Source organism: Rhodococcus sp. NPDC078407 (genome assembly GCF_044542515.1).
GTDB lineage: Bacteria > Actinomycetota > Actinomycetes > Mycobacteriales > Mycobacteriaceae > Rhodococcoides.
The window spans coordinates 341,770-358,534 of the sequence record NZ_JBITUQ010000003.1 but is presented as its reverse complement, the minus strand read 5'-3'; the positions used below and the strand labels follow the sequence as shown (position 1 = coordinate 358,534).

General features: G+C 61.6%; 15 protein-coding genes. 6 read left to right on the top strand and 9 right to left on the bottom strand.

Translation table 11 applies throughout. From position 1 onward, the window contains the following. Window positions 1-37 precede the first annotated feature (37 nt). The gene (locus ACIGGF_RS05800; RefSeq protein WP_397520410.1) at window positions 38-1,009 is read right to left on the bottom strand and encodes an oxidoreductase; all 972 of its coding nucleotides are present in this window, start codon (window positions 1,007-1,009) and stop codon (window positions 38-40) included. A gap of 55 nt (window positions 1,010-1,064) precedes the next feature. On the opposite strand from ACIGGF_RS05800, the gene ACIGGF_RS05795 reads away from it, so the two are divergent. Beyond that, window positions 1,065-1,517 carry a MerR family transcriptional regulator gene (locus ACIGGF_RS05795; RefSeq protein ID WP_397520409.1) on the top strand — a complete coding sequence of 151 codons (453 nt, stop codon included), beginning with the start codon at window positions 1,065-1,067 and terminating at the stop codon, window positions 1,515-1,517. 290 nt (window positions 1,518-1,807) lie between these two features. Here ACIGGF_RS05795 and ACIGGF_RS05790 read toward each other — a convergent pair whose 3' ends face one another. Together ACIGGF_RS05790 and ACIGGF_RS05785 are read right to left on the bottom strand one after the other, a co-directional pair. Next, window positions 1,808-2,929: a hypothetical protein gene (locus ACIGGF_RS05790; protein ID WP_397520408.1), complete on the bottom strand. Its 1,122-nt coding sequence runs from the start codon at window positions 2,927-2,929 to the stop codon at window positions 1,808-1,810. A gap of 284 nt (window positions 2,930-3,213) precedes the next feature. After that, on the bottom strand, window positions 3,214-4,008 hold the full coding sequence (locus ACIGGF_RS05785) for an endonuclease/exonuclease/phosphatase family protein (RefSeq protein WP_397520407.1): 795 nt from the start codon (window positions 4,006-4,008) through the stop codon (window positions 3,214-3,216). 320 nt (window positions 4,009-4,328) lie between these two features. Here ACIGGF_RS05785 and ACIGGF_RS05780 point away from each other — a divergent pair, with 320 nt between their 5' ends. After that, window positions 4,329-5,072: a carbon-nitrogen hydrolase family protein gene (locus ACIGGF_RS05780; protein ID WP_397520406.1), complete on the top strand. Its 744-nt coding sequence runs from the start codon at window positions 4,329-4,331 to the stop codon at window positions 5,070-5,072. A gap of 135 nt (window positions 5,073-5,207) precedes the next feature. On the opposite strand, the gene ACIGGF_RS05775 is transcribed toward ACIGGF_RS05780, so the two are convergent. Next, window positions 5,208-5,546, bottom strand: coding sequence for a putative quinol monooxygenase (locus ACIGGF_RS05775; RefSeq protein ID WP_397520405.1), 339 nt, complete (start codon window positions 5,544-5,546; stop codon window positions 5,208-5,210). Window positions 5,547-5,596: 50 nt separating this feature from the next. Here ACIGGF_RS05775 and ACIGGF_RS05770 point away from each other — a divergent pair, with 50 nt between their 5' ends. Both ACIGGF_RS05770 and ACIGGF_RS05765 read left to right on the top strand, forming a co-directional pair. Further along, window positions 5,597-6,187 (top strand): TetR/AcrR family transcriptional regulator, encoded by a 591-nt coding sequence (locus tag ACIGGF_RS05770; protein WP_397520404.1) that lies wholly within the window; start codon window positions 5,597-5,599, stop codon window positions 6,185-6,187. Window positions 6,188-6,813: 626 nt separating this feature from the next. After that, a complete protein-coding gene (locus tag ACIGGF_RS05765) occupies window positions 6,814-7,236 on the top strand; it encodes a phosphate acetyltransferase (protein WP_397520403.1) in 423 nt (140 codons plus the stop codon). Window positions 7,237-7,281: 45 nt separating this feature from the next. Here ACIGGF_RS05765 and ACIGGF_RS05760 read toward each other — a convergent pair whose 3' ends face one another. After that, window positions 7,282-8,013, bottom strand: coding sequence for a potassium channel family protein (locus tag ACIGGF_RS05760; protein ID WP_397520402.1), 732 nt, complete (start codon window positions 8,011-8,013; stop codon window positions 7,282-7,284). Between the two features lie 315 nt (window positions 8,014-8,328). On the opposite strand from ACIGGF_RS05760, the gene ACIGGF_RS05755 reads away from it, so the two are divergent. Then, window positions 8,329-10,320 carry a TerD family protein gene (locus ACIGGF_RS05755; protein WP_397520401.1) on the top strand — a complete coding sequence of 664 codons (1,992 nt, stop codon included), beginning with the start codon at window positions 8,329-8,331 and terminating at the stop codon, window positions 10,318-10,320. Window positions 10,321-10,419: 99 nt separating this feature from the next. Beyond that, window positions 10,420-10,884 (top strand): SRPBCC family protein, encoded by a 465-nt coding sequence (locus ACIGGF_RS05750; RefSeq protein ID WP_397520400.1) that lies wholly within the window; start codon window positions 10,420-10,422, stop codon window positions 10,882-10,884. 63 nt (window positions 10,885-10,947) lie between these two features. Here the strand turns inward: ACIGGF_RS05750 and ACIGGF_RS05745 are convergent, their stop codons facing one another. The 4 genes from ACIGGF_RS05745 to ACIGGF_RS05730 form a co-directional block, all read right to left on the bottom strand. Continuing rightward, on the bottom strand, window positions 10,948-11,766 hold the full coding sequence (locus tag ACIGGF_RS05745) for a DNA-formamidopyrimidine glycosylase family protein (protein WP_397520399.1): 819 nt from the start codon (window positions 11,764-11,766) through the stop codon (window positions 10,948-10,950). Window positions 11,767-11,926: 160 nt separating this feature from the next. After that, window positions 11,927-12,154, bottom strand: coding sequence for a hypothetical protein (locus tag ACIGGF_RS05740; protein WP_397520398.1), 228 nt, complete (start codon window positions 12,152-12,154; stop codon window positions 11,927-11,929). Between the two features lie 688 nt (window positions 12,155-12,842). Further along, window positions 12,843-14,906, bottom strand: a complete 2,064-nt coding sequence (locus ACIGGF_RS05735; protein WP_397520397.1) for an AMP-binding protein — start codon at window positions 14,904-14,906, stop codon at window positions 12,843-12,845. 179 nt (window positions 14,907-15,085) lie between these two features. Then, on the bottom strand, window positions 15,086-16,705 hold the full coding sequence (locus ACIGGF_RS05730; RefSeq protein WP_397520396.1) for an SLC13 family permease: 1,620 nt from the start codon (window positions 16,703-16,705) through the stop codon (window positions 15,086-15,088). Between the last annotated feature and the right edge of the window lie 60 nt (window positions 16,706-16,765).

Here is a 16,765-nt window from a genome sequence, read left to right as displayed (position 1 = left end):
TTTCGCGTCGCACGGTACTGCCGCTCGATCGGTAGCGTCAGTGGCGACCGATGGGAGTTGCAGCGGTGGCTGCGGTCGATACATCCCACAAACGGGCTGCCGACCCGGCATCAGTGGCGTAACCGCGGACGCCTCCGTCGTCGAGCGAGTCGTCGGCTCCGGATACGGCCGCTACGTTGCAGTCCTCCAGATAGACCCCGCCGTGCCCGTCGAGGTGTGGAGTCGTCGCTGCCCACAAACCGGTGGCGGCTCCTTGGGCGACGGTTTTGAAGTCTGCACCGATCACGTTGCCGTGTCGGTCTATCCATCCGCGTTCGACCTGTTCGTCGAGGGTCATATCGCGCTGTAGACCGGTGATGATCTTGCCTGGATGCACGCTGAACCCTCGAACTCCATCTGGGCTTCCGATGGCGTCGAGGTGCGCTGCGAAGAGTGCGTTCGCGGTTTTGGCTTGTCCGTAGGCAAGCCACTTGTCGTACCCGGTGCGAAAGTGGGGGTCGTGCCAGCGAATGTCGGACAACGCGTGACCCGCCGAGGAGTTCACCACGACCCGAGCACCTCCGTCGGCGAGCCGCGGGTACAACTCGCTGACGAGTAGAAAGTGGCCGAGATGGTTGACTGTGAATTGTGCTTCCCACCCAGGCCCAATCCGGCGTTCTGGGGTGGCCATCACACCGGCCACGGCCATCAGGATGTCGATCTTGTCGACGCAAGCGCAGATGTGCGTTGCCGCAGCGCGCACGCTGTCCATATTCGACAGATCCATATCGACGACCTCGCAGCGAGGGACGCCGTCGAGGATCGTCCGCGCAAGATCGGGGCGGCGTGCGGGAACGATGACCCGAGCGCCAGCCGCCGCGAGTCGGCGCGTCGTCTCGAGCCCGAGCCCGGAGTAGCCCCCGGTCACCACCGCGGTTGCCCCGGTCAGGTCCACCTCCGTCATCACCTCCGCGGCGGTGCTCGCTGCGGACAATTCGGAGTTGAAGGGCTGTTGTCGGATCGGTTTCATACGGTGCACGCTAGAACCTAGAGCGCGGTCTAGATCAAGTCGAGAGGAATACGTGATGGCAGATGACTCTGTGCTGACGATCGGGGCAGTGGCGAAGCGGACGGGCCTCAGTGTCCACGCGTTGCGCTTCTACGAACGCCAAGGACTGTTGATCGGTCCGATCAAGCGAAGCGTCGGCGGCAGAAGGCACTACGCAGAGTCGGACGTCGAGTGGCTACTGATCTGCGTCAAACTCCGCGAGTCCGGAATGCCACTGTCCGACTTGCAGCGGTTCGCGGAACTGGCACGCCAGGGCCCGGGCAACGAGGCCGAACGCCTACAACTGCTCGACACCCACAACAAACGCGTCGAAGCGCAGATCCAGGCGCTCGAGGAATGCCGGGCACTGATCGCCTGGAAAGTCGACGTGTACGCCGATCACCTCGATCGAGGCACAGCTACTGGCTTGTGGGATCCCACGCCTGCCGACTCTGCGCACACATCAACGATTCGGCGAGCTACTCCGTAGTGCGTTCTATCACCGTAGATTCGCCGAGGCTGGCGCTTCCCTCCCCACCAATTGGTTGAGTAGTCGCTAAGAGTTACGACCACGGCAACACCCTGTCCCTCGACCGCGCACTCATCGAGACGCCAGCGAATCAACAACGGCTTTTGATTCAAAACCGTTGCAGCACAGCATATACAGGGTTTGCGGGTAATCCAGCATATCAAAACTGGCCGTATTTGAGCCAGGGCTCTGTCGGCAAGAGCGCTCCCTCGCAAGCTGCGCATCGATCACCAGGTGCGCCGCTGCCAGCGTCAGCGAGGCCTTTCTACGGCCCACTGGGGGTGCTCCCCGTCGGTGTCGCACACCCACACCTGGGCCTCGTCGCCGTCGCCGGCGGCTGCGACGTCGGTGAGCCAATACGTTTCGTCAGGTGCCCATCCCGCGATCACACTTGACGTGTCGTCGTCCAGGCTGACGGCTGTCCCAGCCGAGGCAAGGTAGCCGCAGACGGTGAGGTGAATACCGTCGTAGTGCTCGGCCACTCGTGGCCAGTCGGGGATGACCCATCGTCCCGCCCGCCCGGTGGTGGAGTACCAGTCGTGCCGCTTCTGCGCGGTGACCTCGACAGTGAACTCTCTGCACAGCTGCGCCCACGCCTGTGCGCCGTCGATCTCGTAGACGCGAACACCGCCGGGTACACGCATGCGCCGCGAGACCGCCCGCTGCCAGCCCATGCCGTCCTCAACGAACGACAGCTCCGCTGGAGTGCCATCGAACAACGAGCGAGTCGAACTCCGTGTCGGAGGAACCGACCACCATTCACCGGAAAAGGCCGCAGCCGGGTCCGCCGGTCGCTCGCTCGCTGCTCGTTCTTCCTCTTTCGCCGTGCGAACACCGTAGCGGCGCAACGTTTCCGCGGTGGTCGGTGTGGCCGCCGGGTCACGCCGGAATTGCCTGTCTGTGTCGACCCACTCCACGATCCATTGATCAGCCGCAGCAAGACCCGTCGACCACCACTGTGCGTGCGGTGATGAGGCGAGGTGTTCAGCGATCCGTTCCAGCTCGCCCCGTACAGAGGCGGTGGCCGCGAGAATGTCCTCACCGCTCGGTGGCTGCCAGTACATCGCGTGATCTACCGCTGCAGCAAGGACCGAACGCAGCACGCCGGCTGTCACTTCCGGCAGCGGCACCCGAGACAGGCGATCCGCGACGTCGTCCGCTGTCACCACGGTCCGCCGCGCTTCCTCCGCGCCGGGTCCGAACATCACCACTCCGGCACCCTGATCGACGTCAAGGCGGTACGATGCCAGCAACGCCGCAGCGCGGAACGAGTCCTCGGCATCGACGTCCGAATCTTCCTCTGCGAGCAGCGCATACTCGAGGAGCAATCGACGACCACGCGGGCCCGCCAGCAACCAATCGACTGCACTCATTCGTGCACCCTCTCAGACAGTTCATTATCAAGCCATCGATCATCAACGTAACGCGTCCACCCTGAGGACATCTCCGCGGCCGAATCGGCGATTGACTACTTCAGTGGTTAAAACGATCCGCCCTCACCCACCCAACACGTCAAGTGGACGATCCCTTAGTTTTCGCTGGCAACTTCGGAACCCGGTGACTGCAGGTGAGTCCCGAATGACTGCCCACGGCACCGCGTGCGCGAGACGAGAGGTGGGGACGCCGATGCTGAGGAGACAATGGATCGCATTTCTGTTCAGATGTCGAGCATGAGTGGTCGGTGATCGGAAACCTCTGGTTCGACGACTATCTCGAACTTGCGCACCATCGCCGTGGACGAGACCAGAACGTAGCTGGCATTGCGAATCGGTTTGGTGTAGCTGGACGCCCTGGTGTCGGCGTCGCCGACGAGGTCGACCATTCCGTGTTCTCGCAACGTTCGAAAGGTCGCGCTCGACGGCAGAAGGTTCAGATCGCCACAGAGAACTACGACATCGCTCGCGGCGGAGAATTGGTCGACAATCGAACCTAGTTTTGCGGCTTGCTCCGCACGGGCGGGTGTGTCCTGTTTGCCCGCCGGATCACGAAGGCCGTGCAGCTGGGTCACGGATATTGTTTTTTCGCCTATGCGGTCTCGGACTGTGACCGTCAGTGCTGCACGGGGTCGGTCCTCGACATCCCAGTCTGTGTGATCGATGAAGTGCGAGTGCACAAATCGGGCGTCGAGCCCAACGACGGGGAACTCGTCGCGAACCCATGTCGCGATGCCGAAGTCCTGTCGCAGCCGAACGTTGTCGCCATCAGTGACCGGACCTGCGTCATTCGCAATGAAGTACGGGGTGTACCCGTGCAGGGCCGCAGACACGTCGTCGAAGAGGTTCAACCGCTGCGGGAGTGTCCGTTCACCGTCAGAAAATGTCGCCCACCCCGACTTCCGAGGAGTGCGAGTAACTTCTTGCAGACAGATGACATCTGCATTCACAGCTTGCAGCCATGGAGTGAGTTGGTCGTACATTGCTCCACCCCAGGCATTGACTGACACCACTCGCATGAGCCGAAGAATAGCCGAACGCTCCGGCACCCATGTAATGGGCGCTTCAGCTGCGTGGGTCGAGGCTTCCAAGACCGCAAGCGATTGGTCCAATTAGCCAAATATGCTGCAGCACAATGAATATGAAGGTTTTCCGGTAGCTTTGCATATTGGAAGTAGTCGATTGCCCCGGTGCGGGCCGCTACTCGCATTCGGTGGTGACCTGCTGCGCGGGATACGGTCAGCCGATCTCGGTGCGCGACGACATCTTCGACTTTGGTCACGTGCCAGGCGCACCGCCAAAATCCTTCGATTAGGTTGACAACGTAAGGTCGATGGGAATGTCAGAGAACACTGCGGTGCCGCCGTCCTCTGTCACAGACACACGTCGCCTCACGGTCGCTGCAGCGCAACCGAAGACCGTCCTGAACGATTCCGACACCAATGCACTTGCTCATGCCGATGCAATTCGTAGGTCTCGCGCGCGGCTGGTGGTTTTTCCTGAGATGTCACTGACCGGGTACTCGATGGACGCACCTGTCGTGCATTCGAATGATCCGGCGTTCGATGTCATCGCCGAGGCATGTCGAGACACACATACCGTCGCGCTGGTGGGTGCCGCGGTGCGATGCGAGAGCCGCAGAGCCATCGGCGTAATTGCCGTCGATGGTTCCGGTGCCCAAGTCGCCTACCGGAGAATGTCTTTGGGCGGAGCCGAGGTCGACGCGTATGTCGCTGGGTGCACACCAGGTGTCGTCACCGTCGATGGGTGGCGGGTTGGCCTCGGGGTGTGCAAAGACACCCGTATCAGCGAACATCTCGACGCCACCGCCGACGCCGGAATCGATATCTATGCTGCTGGCCTTCTCCACCGTCCCGAGGAGCTCTCTGCCTTCGACGACAGGGCTGTCGCGATCGTCGAGCGATTCGGTGTCGCCGTCGTCTTTGCTGGATTCGCAGGGGCCACGGGTGGCGGCTTCCCCGTAACCAGCGGCGGTTCGGCAATTTGGAACCGCCGAGGACAGTGTCTGCAGCGTGCCGGCGACCAAACGGGCGACTACGCCGCAGCCGAGCTGCGACTTTGAAAGGTGTTGGCTGCCTTGAGTATCGGATGCAACATGCAGTATCTCAGAGGCAAGCCCGCGTAGCTGAATTGGTCGCATGCCCCGGATGGAGTCGCACCCTGCTCACGGTGGCGACCCTGGACGCGGACGCACGCTTCAGCTGACGTCGCTTTTTGTCCACATCGGTGTCAACCGGACCACGGACGGGACGCCGACGAGAAGCGGAGTTACTTCGGTCTCGTACGCCTCGTACTCGGCGGAGTGCCGGAAGTCCTCTGCTGCCCTCGCGTCTCGGTAGACCTGAAACGCTGAGATGACGTTGGGGTCGTCATCGTCGAAGCAATAGACATAGGACAAGTGACCGGAGTTGGCCGCCACAGCTGGAGCCATGTGCCGTTCCCATATCTTGCGCACCGCATCCCGTTGACCTTCTCGGGTTCGGTGAGTGACGAGTACGCCAATTGTGGTCGGCGAATCTGTGGCGGGTGACGTCATGCATGAAGAGTGAACGAAACGATTCGTTTCGTCAAGGGTAGTGTCGTACCGTGACTCGTGAACAGCTACCCGGCCGCCGCTCAGCACGCTCGCACAGAGCCGTACTGGAGAGCGCGCTGGCTCTGGTTCGAGAGCAAGGCTATGCAGCCGTCACGATCGATGGCATCGCTTCGCGAGCCGGGGTCAGCAAGGCAACGATCTATCGTTGGTGGAACCACAAATCGGCCATCCTTGTCGAGGCGTTCTTGACCTCGGTGCACCCTCAGATCATGTTCCCCGACTCCGGCTCGGCACGAGAGGATCTAGTGGCGCAGGCAACGTCGCTGGCTCGTGTTCTCAGTGACCCAGTCCTCGGGTCGCTGTTTGTCTCACTCCTCGGTGAAGCCCGGTATGACCCTGACCTGGCCACCGCACTGCGAGATGGCTGGCAAACTCCGCGACGTGCGGCGGGTGTAGAGGTGATCGAACGCGCGATGGCGCGGAATGAACTCCCTGCGGACACAGACCCGGAACTAGTCCTCGATGGTGTCTACGGCCCCCTCTATTTGCGATTGCTGTTCGGCCACGCCCCTCTCGACGAGCCATCATTACGCCAGATCGTTGCGCAAGTATTCGACGGCACCGGCGTAGGGCGAGGGTAATGCTGAGCCGACGTGCGGGACGCTACGTCTGACCGAGGTCCGAGACAGTGTCAAGTGGACCTGCACGTTCGGTGAGGTCGACAACGGCGACCACACAGGTCGCCGCTACCTGACCGGACGAGCCTGCCGCCCTACGCAAACTTGGAAGACACTATGCCCGGAGCCCAGGCCAGCTGCTGGGGTTGCTCGGCCGCGAATAGCCTCCTTGCTGCGCACGAAATGCCCCAGCAGTCATGTGAAATCGAGTTGGAGAGATCCAAGTGAGCGAAGAGGCTTCACCGACGCATGCCGACCTCGCTGCCATAGCGCGCAGAACCTTGATGCTCAGCCCTTCACGAAATGGATCGGTGCCGAGCTTCGCCTGGTCGGTCCTGGTTGCGCGGACATCGTTCTCCAGAATAGTTCTGAAATCCTTGAACAACACGGGTTCATTCACGGCGGAGTGATCAGCTACCTCGCCGACAACGCCCTCACATTCGCCGGTGGCCTCGCGCTCGGAGGAGACGCCGTCACTGCCGAACACAAGATCTCGGTGGGCCCAGGCCGAGGGCCGAGTCGTCCAGGTGTCGGTGCCCTTCCGTCGGGTGTTGGTCCGTGAGACCACTGCTCTAGGGCATCATGGGCCTATGAGCGATCCCGAGTACCTCGCCACTTTGCTTTCTGCGATCGATGGGGAGATCGCGCGAATCTCTGCCGCCGAATCGGGCTCCGACGAACAGGCATCGGCTATCGACGACGCGGCCGATGCCGTCTTCCGGTTGCGCGAGAAGGTCAAGGCCGGCTACTCCGGCAAGAAGGCCTATTACCTCGCGGCGTCGACCGATCCGAAGGGGATCAGGGTCGAGGGCATTGCCGCGCTGCATGGTAAACGCGCCCACGAATTGGTGAAAGACGGCGGTTGGATGCATGCGGATTCCAGCACTGTCCTCGAAGCCCTCGATGACGATCGAATCAGTCGGTATCACGCCATCGCGGGACGCGGTGTAGCGCAGACGTTCCGAGATTCTCGTGAATACCTTGCAGCCGCAACGGGCCTCGCTGAAAAGTAGCGTCGAATACAGGTGCTGTGGCGCAGCTGAACGCGCCGTTGGTCGCTATTGCGGTGGAGAATACGGTTTCGTACCAAGTGAAGCGAGTTCGGTTCGTAGAAAAGCGATTTGGGTTGTCAGTTCGGCCACCTGTTGCTGAGTCGCGGCGTGGTTCGCGTCGTCCTGTTCGGCGACCTTCTGGACGAGCCACGACGCCAGGGTAGCTGTGACGACGCCGAGTAGTGCGATGCCTGCGACCATCAACCCGACGGAGATGAACCGGCCCGTTGCTGTGGACGGTGAGAAGTCGCCGTAGCCAACTGTCGTGACGGTGGCAGTTGCCCACCACAGGGCATCGGGGAACGTCTTGATAGTCCCAGTCGGTGCGGTACGTTCGGCATCGAACATCGCGAGCGACGCGATGAAAACCAACAGTAGGGTTCCGGCGACGGCATAAGTGACCACTCGCCCTCGGAGTGCTCCGCCGATCGATCGCTGCAGCAGACTCACCAACGTGAGTAGGCGGAGCAATCGCAGCGGACGGAGAATCGGCAAGGCGACGATTGCGAGTTCGTGCAGGTGTAGCAAGAACCAGCGAGCGCGTAGCTCGGCAAGGGCAAGTCTTACCAGGTAGTCGATCCCGAACAGGGCCCAGATTGCAAGGATTGCGTACTCCGCGACGTCTGCTCCCGTGCCGGTTGGCTGGCTGAGGACAGTCCAGGTGTAGATCGCGAGGAACGTCAGAGCCGATGCAGCAAGCGGCCATTCGGTTGCTCGCTCCCACTGCCGGTAGTTCATGAGGGGGGACTTTACTGGGCCGCGCCAATCGGACAATCGTCAAGAGGCGCCTCTCTGAGAGTCTTACCATCGATCCCACAGGCGCCCTGAGCCAACGATTTTCGAGACGCATCGTCCGACAGTGGATTCGGTGCGAGCCGAACATCGAGAGGGCTCGCATGTGCAGACATTCCCGTGTGCTTCGAGCCGGGTTGTTGGGGCGCGGTGCCTGAAGTAGTCCGAATGAATGAATGTCGAGCGAGCACGACTCACGCTGCCGCGCGGTGAATAGGGTGAACTGTCGGAACCCGATTTGTCCGACAGGAGCGTGTCAGCGTGAGTTCACCCATTCTCGTCAAAGGACAGAACATTCCCCTCCCGGACGACGTGACCGAATTGGACATCGTCGTGTCCTGGGTGGATCCGGAGCGAGATCTCGATGCGTCTGCGCTGCTGGTGACTTCGAGCGGCCACGTTCGGTCGGATGCAGACTTCGTCTTCTACAACCAGCCGGAGTCTGCTGACGCGACCGTACGTTACCGCGGTAGCAGCAGCACCGACGAAGGCAAACAGGAACGGGTGTCGATCCATCTCGGTTCTCTCGCAGCCGAAGTCGACAAGGTGGTCATCGCGGGTAGCTCCGACGATGTTCCATTGGGTGAGTTCGGGAAACTCTCGATGCAGGTGCGGGACCAAACCGGTTCGGTACTCGGGGAGTTCCTCACCGCCGATGCGTCGTCGGAACGAGCATTGGTGTTCGGGGAGGTGTACCGACGGAACGGCGCGTGGAAACTCCGCGCGGTCGGGCAGGGCTGGGAATCCGGATTGGGCGGATTGGCGCAGGATTTCGGGGTCGACGTCGACGACAGCGAGCCCGAAGCGTCAGCGAACGATGTGGCCGTTGTCGAGGTCGCTGACTCGCATGTGCAGGCAGTCGACACCACCGGTGAGATTGTCGACGTCTCTGTTGTCGACGTCGAACCGCCGAAACGCGGCGTTCGCACCAAGAAGCCGATTGCCAAGAAGGTCACGCCGCCTCAGTTCACCCTGGCCGGGGGAGAGGGGTGGCAGACAGCGCGCCTGTTCTCCGTTGCCGGTGTTGGATCCGGTGAGGAACAGGAGAAGAGGGCCACCTCGGCACTGATCGCGACGATGCAGGCGGTCCGTCCGTTCGCTCGCGCAATCTGCGCACATGCCGGAGCGCCATCCGGTCCCTTCGAGGGCTACCTCGAAGTGCAGTTCGCAAAGGGCGAGGGCAAAGTCATCCCCGACGGTGTGCTCCGCGTATCGCGTGCAGGCCAAGTGTGGACCGCTCTGCTGGAAGTGAAGACCGGCACAGGCAAGCTACAGAAAGAGCAGCTCGAAAATTACCTCGACGTCGCAAAACGACACAGATACGAGACCGTACTGAGCTTGTCCAACGACATACCGGCCTCCGCCGGTGAGCTCCCCGTCCAGGTGAACAAGACCAAGCTGAACAAGGTATCGCTGCGGCATATTTCATGGTCCGAGGTCATTCATGAAGCCCGAATGTTGTTGTCGCACAGTGATCTTGCCGATTCGCTGCAAGTATGGATTCTGAGCGAGTTCGTCCGATATCTGACGCACCCGAAGTCCGGCGCGACGGAGTTCGTCGACATGGGTCGCCATTGGGTTGCAGTTCGCGACTCCGTCACCGCCGGAACCCTTCGTTCCAGTGACGTCAAAGCCCTGTCGGTGGCGAACACTTGGGCTTCGCTCTCCAGGCACTTGGCGTTGCGGATGACTGCTGATCTCGGCGTTCCGGTGAAGCATCACCTCCCGAGGAAGTTCAGCGGAGATCCCCAGGCGCGCAACGAATACATCGTCGAGCAGCTCGTTGCCACCGGATGTCTCTCGGCCACGTTGCGCATTCCTGATGCCGCCGGAGATGTCACTGTTCAAGCAGACATGCGTACCAACAAGATTCAATGCAGCACCGCTATCGATGCGCCGACCGACTGGACCCCGCTTCGACGAGCCTCATGGCTTCTCAAGCAATTGAAGAACGCTCCCGCCGACATCCTGGTCGAAGCCGTGTTCGCAGACGCGAGCGAAACATCGTGTGAGAACTTGGCGACTGTGCGAGCCGACACGAAATCGTTGACTGCAGGCAGGATCAGCGAGCTGCAGTACTTCACGCTGACGTCACCGACCAAGATGGGTAGTAAGCGTTCGGGGTCCGCCGCAAGCTTCATCGGTAGTGTGACCGACGGTCTCGACGTCTTCTATCGCGATGTCGTGCAACCTCTGAAGCCATGGGTACCTTCGGCACCGGAGGCGTCGTCGGCCGTGACTGCGGCCGACTGACTGCACGATCGTAGGATCCGCACCAGTCAGGTTGATCTGTCGATCGACATTCGAGCACAGCCATGATTGGGAAACCCGCGCAGTGGGCACAGAGTACGTATGACTGACAACGCAAAGGTGACAGTAGAACGGACCATCGAAGCTCCCGTCGACGCTGTCTTCGACGTCCTGTCCAATCCGGAACGCCATCCGGCGCTCGACGGATCGGGTTTCGTTCGGAGCGTGGACCACGCCGACCGAATTCAGAAGGTCGGCGAGAAGTTCACGATGAACATGCAGGGCGACCACATGGGCGGCGAGTACCAAACCGACAATGTCGTTTCCGGCTACGTCAAGGACAAGCTGCTGGCATGGAAGACGGCACCCGCCGGCAACGAGCCTCCCGGCTGGGAATGGCTGTGGGAGCTCGAATCTCAGGGCCCGAACGAGACGCTGGTACGCCACACCTACGACTGGTCCAAGGTCACGGACAAGAAGTTGATCGAGCAGATCAAGTTTCCGTTGGTCACCGAGGATCAGTTGAACGACACTCTCGCTCGCTTGGCAGTGGAAGCGACATCCTGATCCACTGACATCGACCGATACGGAAGGCCGGCTCCCTCGGGGCCGGCCTTCTGCATGTGCCGCTCAAGCCTGCTCGCGTGAACACCACCAGGTCGTACGCCCGCCCACAGTTCCGCGAGTCATCGGGGCACCGCACCGGGGGCACGCCGCGTCCACCTTGCGGAACGGAATGATCTCACCGGTGTGGACGCCACCCTTCTTGATTGCCGACCTGATCGCGCGACGCAGAACAACGCGGAGCTCGTCGAGTTCCTCGGTGGTGAGGGTCTTCGCCCGTCTGGACGGGGCTTGCTCGCTCTGCCACAGCACCTCGTCGGCCAGCAAGTTACCGACGCCTGCGATCGCCGCTTGGTCCAGTAGACGTGCCTTCAAAGGTGCTCCACTGGAACCGATTCGGTGCCGAAAGTCGTCGCGCGTGATCTTTGCCGCATCGGGCCCCAACGCGTCGATATCGGGCTCGAGTCGCACCCGGCCGAGGCGTCGCTTGTCGAACAGTCGAAGCTCACCACCGTCTTCGAACGTCATCGAGAAACGCGTCCACTCGGGCTTGTCGGTATCGCGCTCGCCGACATGCGGATCTCCGCCGCCGTAACGGGACGTCTGCTCACCGTCCGGTGCCGTCACGATCACTCGGCCGCCCATTCCGAGATGTATCCCGAGCGTCGGACCGCTGGAGCCGTCGGCGGTGACGGTTTCGCACCACATCGCCTTACCGCGCCGACAGGCCTCGGTAAGTTGGCCGCCTTTCAAGGCGTGGGCGATATCGCCCGGCATGTGCGGGCGGCACTCGAACGTGTCGGTGTCGTCGATGTCGACGATGACGCGACCAAGAGCCTTCTCGACGACCTGTCGAGCGTTTTCGACTTCAGGAAGTTCTGGCATGGAGCGGGTGTACCCAATTCCGTGAATTCATGCGCGGGCCTGCCGACTCGCGACCGCCCAGTCTTGGTTTTGACGGCGAGGGGTGGCGTTCCCTGTTTCTGCTCTGCCGACTCAGCATTCAGGGTGTCTCATCGAAACCACAGGTGAGTGACAAACTCGGCTACGGTTCGATCTGTCGGGTATCCGAGTGTGGATCACCGTGATCAGGTGGGGCGACCCCAGGCTCGCGTGGCGCGCCCATGAAGGCCGATCCTCCGACCGCACTGTCGATTCCGTGGAAGCGACGGTGCCGCATGCGCGAGCGAAGAGCACGTGCGATAACCACGAACGCACCCAGGACGACGGCAAAGGCCGCGACTACGGCAAGCAGCGCCAAAAATACATCCATGGCAGTCTCCGATCCTCACCCTCGGAAAAACGACCGTTCGCTTTCGATTATCGGACATGAATCACATCGGCGACGCAAACCAGCACACACCGTTCCCGACGATCCGCTCAGCGAAGAGAAGCCTGCCCCCCGTCATGGCCTTCGCGCGAAGGCGGAGTCTCGCTATCTTGTTCTGCTCGCGTTGCTTCGAGAAACAGCTGCAGAAACGAAGAATGCGTGCCCTGTTCTTCCGGTGCCCTTCCCCCTCGGGGATCTTCCGATGCTTTCGACATAGCGATTCGCGTTCCTCCCGTGTCGGCACCAACAGTCTCAAATTCTGAATAGTTAAGCAACTGAGATAGCTATGCAAACCGTGCCACCAGTCGACCGACCGTAAACAGGCGATCGAGGAACTCCTAGCGGTGTTCGTGCGCGGCGAGGGTGCTCGACAGGGACGTTGCGCCGCACCATTCGCAGGTGTTCACGCGACACCCTCACAGCCCGAATTACGGTCACGGCGTCAGTGTCGACGCGGGTGGGGCTGCGGTGTTCACAGCACCCGTCGGGCAGTGAGGAGCAGACCACGGACAGGACGACCCCCCGGGGGGAGCTGTCGAGAGGTATCCAATCCCGATCGGCGACCGGGGTCAGAAACGGCGTTCGTGAATCAGCGCAGTCACTGGCTACGCGTCGAAGAGTCGGACGATGACTACATCCCGGCGGCGGTGGGCGGTTCGATCAACATCCGCTTGATCACCTTGCCGGTGGCGGTGCGAGGCAGTTCGTCCAGAAATGTGATGTCGCGAGGGACGCTGAAGCGGCTCAACCGGTTTTTGATGTAAGCGCGCACCATGTCGGCATCGAGTCCTGCTGCGCCGCGGCCCACCACGAAGGCCGCGAGGCGTTGTCCGTACTCGTTGTCGGGCACACCGACCACTGCGACCTCACCGACCTGGGGGAGATTGGCAATAGCGTCTTCGACGGGGCCCGGAAAGACGTTCTCGCCTCCGGAAATGATCATCTCGTCGTCCCTGCCGCAGACGAACAGCCGGCCGTTGCAGTCGATGTACCCGAGATCGCCGGTGTCCATCAGGGCGGCGCCTCGGGCGGAGGCGGTCGACGGCGGCTCGGCATTGGTGTAGCCGTCGAACAGCATGTCGTTTCCGACGAAGATTCGGCCGAGGCTCCCCATCGGCAGGGCAGTGCCCTCGGAGTCGAGTACCGCGATCGTCGTACCGAGTGGTGGGCGTCCCGCGGTGCCTGGCGACGCGCGCAGGTCCTCGGGATTGGCGATCGTTGCCCAGGAGACCTCGGTGGATCCGTAGAAGTTGTAGAGGATGTCGCCGAAGACGGTCATGAAGCGGCTGACGGTCGAACCGGTCAACGCGGACCCGCTACACGCCACGACTTTGAGGCTCGAGGTGTCGTATCGCGACCGAACCGACTCGGGCAGATCGAGAATTCGTTGGAGCATGATCGGCACGGCGATCAACGATGTGCATCGATGCTCCTCGATTGCGCGCAGGCAGTCCTCGGGGTCGAAGCGGTCCTGGAGTACGACCGTGGCGCGAAGGGGCGTACTGATCTGCAGGGCGGCCAACCCCCAACTGTGGAACATCGGCGCTGCGATGAGCATCCGCTCGTTCATGCGCAAAGGCATGCGAGACAACATGGCAGCGATGGTCCCGAAGCCTCTCGGCGTGGGACGAAGCGCACCCTTCGGTGCCCCGCTGGTGCCGGACGTCAAGACGACCACAGACCCGGGCCGGTCTGGCCTGTCGAACGTCGCCGACGGCGGTGCGACGAAATTCTCCAAGGTGCGCCGCTGTGCAATTGCGGTCCGAGATGACAGGCTGACCCGTGTAACCCCGTCCGGCAGATAGCGGACGATCGAGTCGAACTCATCGTCCAAGAACAGCATTCGAAGCTGATGGCGCTCGGTTATCACCTCGATCTGACGGGCAGCGAGTCCGGTGTTCAGCAGCACCACTTCGACTCCGAGCATGCCGCACGCGACGGTGCATTCGATCATTGCCGAGTGATTTCGAGCCAGGATTCCGACAGTACTTCCCGGACGAATGTCGGCCGCGGCAAGACCCGCTGCGATGCGGCGCGACCGGTGGTGAATCTCCGCGAATGTTCGAGTCCCACGGTCGTCGATCACGCCGATTTCGTCGGGTGACTTCGCTGCCGCAGCGGCGAACCCGCCGCCCAGAGTGAAGCCCCATTTGGCCAGCGAATTCAATTGCTTGTACGCGCGGTCGGGGCGCGCGGCGCGGACGACACCTACGCCCACCATCGTTTTGAGGATCGCGAGTTGCAGAGACCGAGAATCCCCGCTGTTGGACACTATCGACGTCGTCGCACCCGAGAGAGAACTCTCGAGTCTGCGCAGACCTCCCATGACCCAGTCCACAACCGCGCGATTGTGCTGTGGTTGAGGTACGTAGGCACCGCCGAGCCCTGCCCTGAAGACGGTGACATCGATCTTCGTCTCGCCTGCTGCGAGCCGGGTGAGGGTAAATCTGATGAAGCCACCGGACTCGACGTGCTCGATGGTGATGATGGGTTGATTGCGCCGGTTCACCACGAGCTCGAGGTTGTGTTCGACGCCGCCGACGCCGCATCGGTATCCATTCGCGGAATCGCGAAGGACACAATATTCGAGACCGGGCAAGTACCGTGGAAACAGCTCGATCGAGCTCAACACCCCGCACACCATCTCGATGTCGTGTGCGAAGACCACCTTGCAGTCGATGACGTCCGAAACCATGTTGTACCCCCGTACCCGCCGAGACAGATGAAAAGCCGTCCCGTTACCGACCAGGGGATGGTGGCGCGCAGGTGTAACGGGTCATGCCCCTGGATGAAATCGCTATGATATTCCCCAAGCACGCAGGATGGGCGAAATCAGCCGAACTTTTTCACCGAGCCGGCGAGTGCGTCCAATGGTCAGAACTCGATGCCCAGCGACCACGCGAATACCGTGTACGCGGCGATGGTGATCAGCGCGATGGCGATGAGATTGAGCCAGAATCCACCCCGCATCATCTGGCCGATCGTGATGTAGCCGCTGGCGTAGGACACCGCATTCGGTGGGGTGGCCACTGGAAGCATGAAAGCGCAGGTCGCGGCCAATGCGACAGGTACGGTCAGAACCAGAATGTCGATGCCCATCCCCATGGCGACGCCGCCCGCGACCGGCAAGAATGTTGCCGCTGTTGCGGTGTTGCTGGTGATTTCGGTCAGATAGATGATCGCCGCGGTCGCAATCACCACGAGCATTACCACCGGGATCGTGTCGAGACCGCCTGCAACACTGCCGATCCAGTCGGTCAGGCCGCTGGACTCGAATTGGGCCGACAGCGCGAGCCCGCCGCCGAACAGCAACAGCACACCCCACGGCAGCTTGACCGCTGTTTCCCAATCGATGAGTCGCACACCCTTCTTGCCTCCGCTGGGAAGTAGAAACAGCAGCATTGCCGCGGTCATCGCGATGCCTGTGTCGGATATCGGTGGACTGTCGAAGAGCAGCGGGAACCCCACCCAGGAAGCCGCCGCCGCCACGAATACGATCGCCACTCGTGTTTCACCTTGCGACATGCTCCCCAGGGAGTTCAGTTCACCCTTGATCAGTTGTCTGCCGCCGGGTATGTGGTCGATCTCGGGCTTGAACATCACGTGCGTGAGCAGGAACCAGGCGATCACCAGCAGAACGACGGCGAGAGGAACGCCGGCAATCATCCATTGGAGGAATCCGATCGTGATCCCTTGGCCTTCCAGGTATCCGACCAACAGTGTGTTGGGAGGAGTTCCGATGATCGTGCCGAGAGAACCGATGGACGCCGCGTAGGCAATTCCCAACATCAACGCTGTTCCGAAGTTGCTCTCGATCACCGCGTCCGTGATCGTCTTTTCGTCCGGCTCTGTGCTCTCGCCCCCGCCGGGTTCGTCAGAGCCATCGATCGCGCCCGCTTTCTCACCGATGTCGAGGACGAGCACCAGCACAGAGACTCCGATCGGAATCATCATCACCGCGGTGGCCGTATTGGAGACCCACATCGACAGGAAACCGGTGGCGATCATGAAGCCCGCGATCACCATCGTCGGTTTCGTACCCATCGCGCTCACTGTGAGCAGAGCGATTCGTCGGTGCAGATTCCACCGTTGCATAGCCAGTGCCAGGAGGAAGCCGCCCATGAACAAGAAGATGATGTTGTTGCCGTAGGAGGCACCTACATCGTTGACTGCGACGCCGGAATCGAAGACCGGAAATATGACGAGCGGCAGCAGTGCCGTCGCGGGAATCGGAACCGCCTCGGTCATCCACCAGATTCCCATCAGTACCGCTGTGCCTGCGGTCAATCGTGCTGGGTGGGCGACATCGTCCGGAAGAACTGCGTAGACGAGTAGCGCGAATGCAATGCCGCCGGCGAGTCCGGCCCACTGGCGCTTTCGGCGTCCCGGTTTCACCTCGTCGTCGCGCTCACCGGCGGATCGTTGATCGATCTCGTCGAAAGTCGTGTCGTCGGACCGGCGGCCGGCTTGCTCTTCGTCACCCGGGTTCGGCACGGGGGACCTCCTCTTGCTCGACGTCCCGTCAGCCTAACGTCTCACTTATCCGAAAAGTCC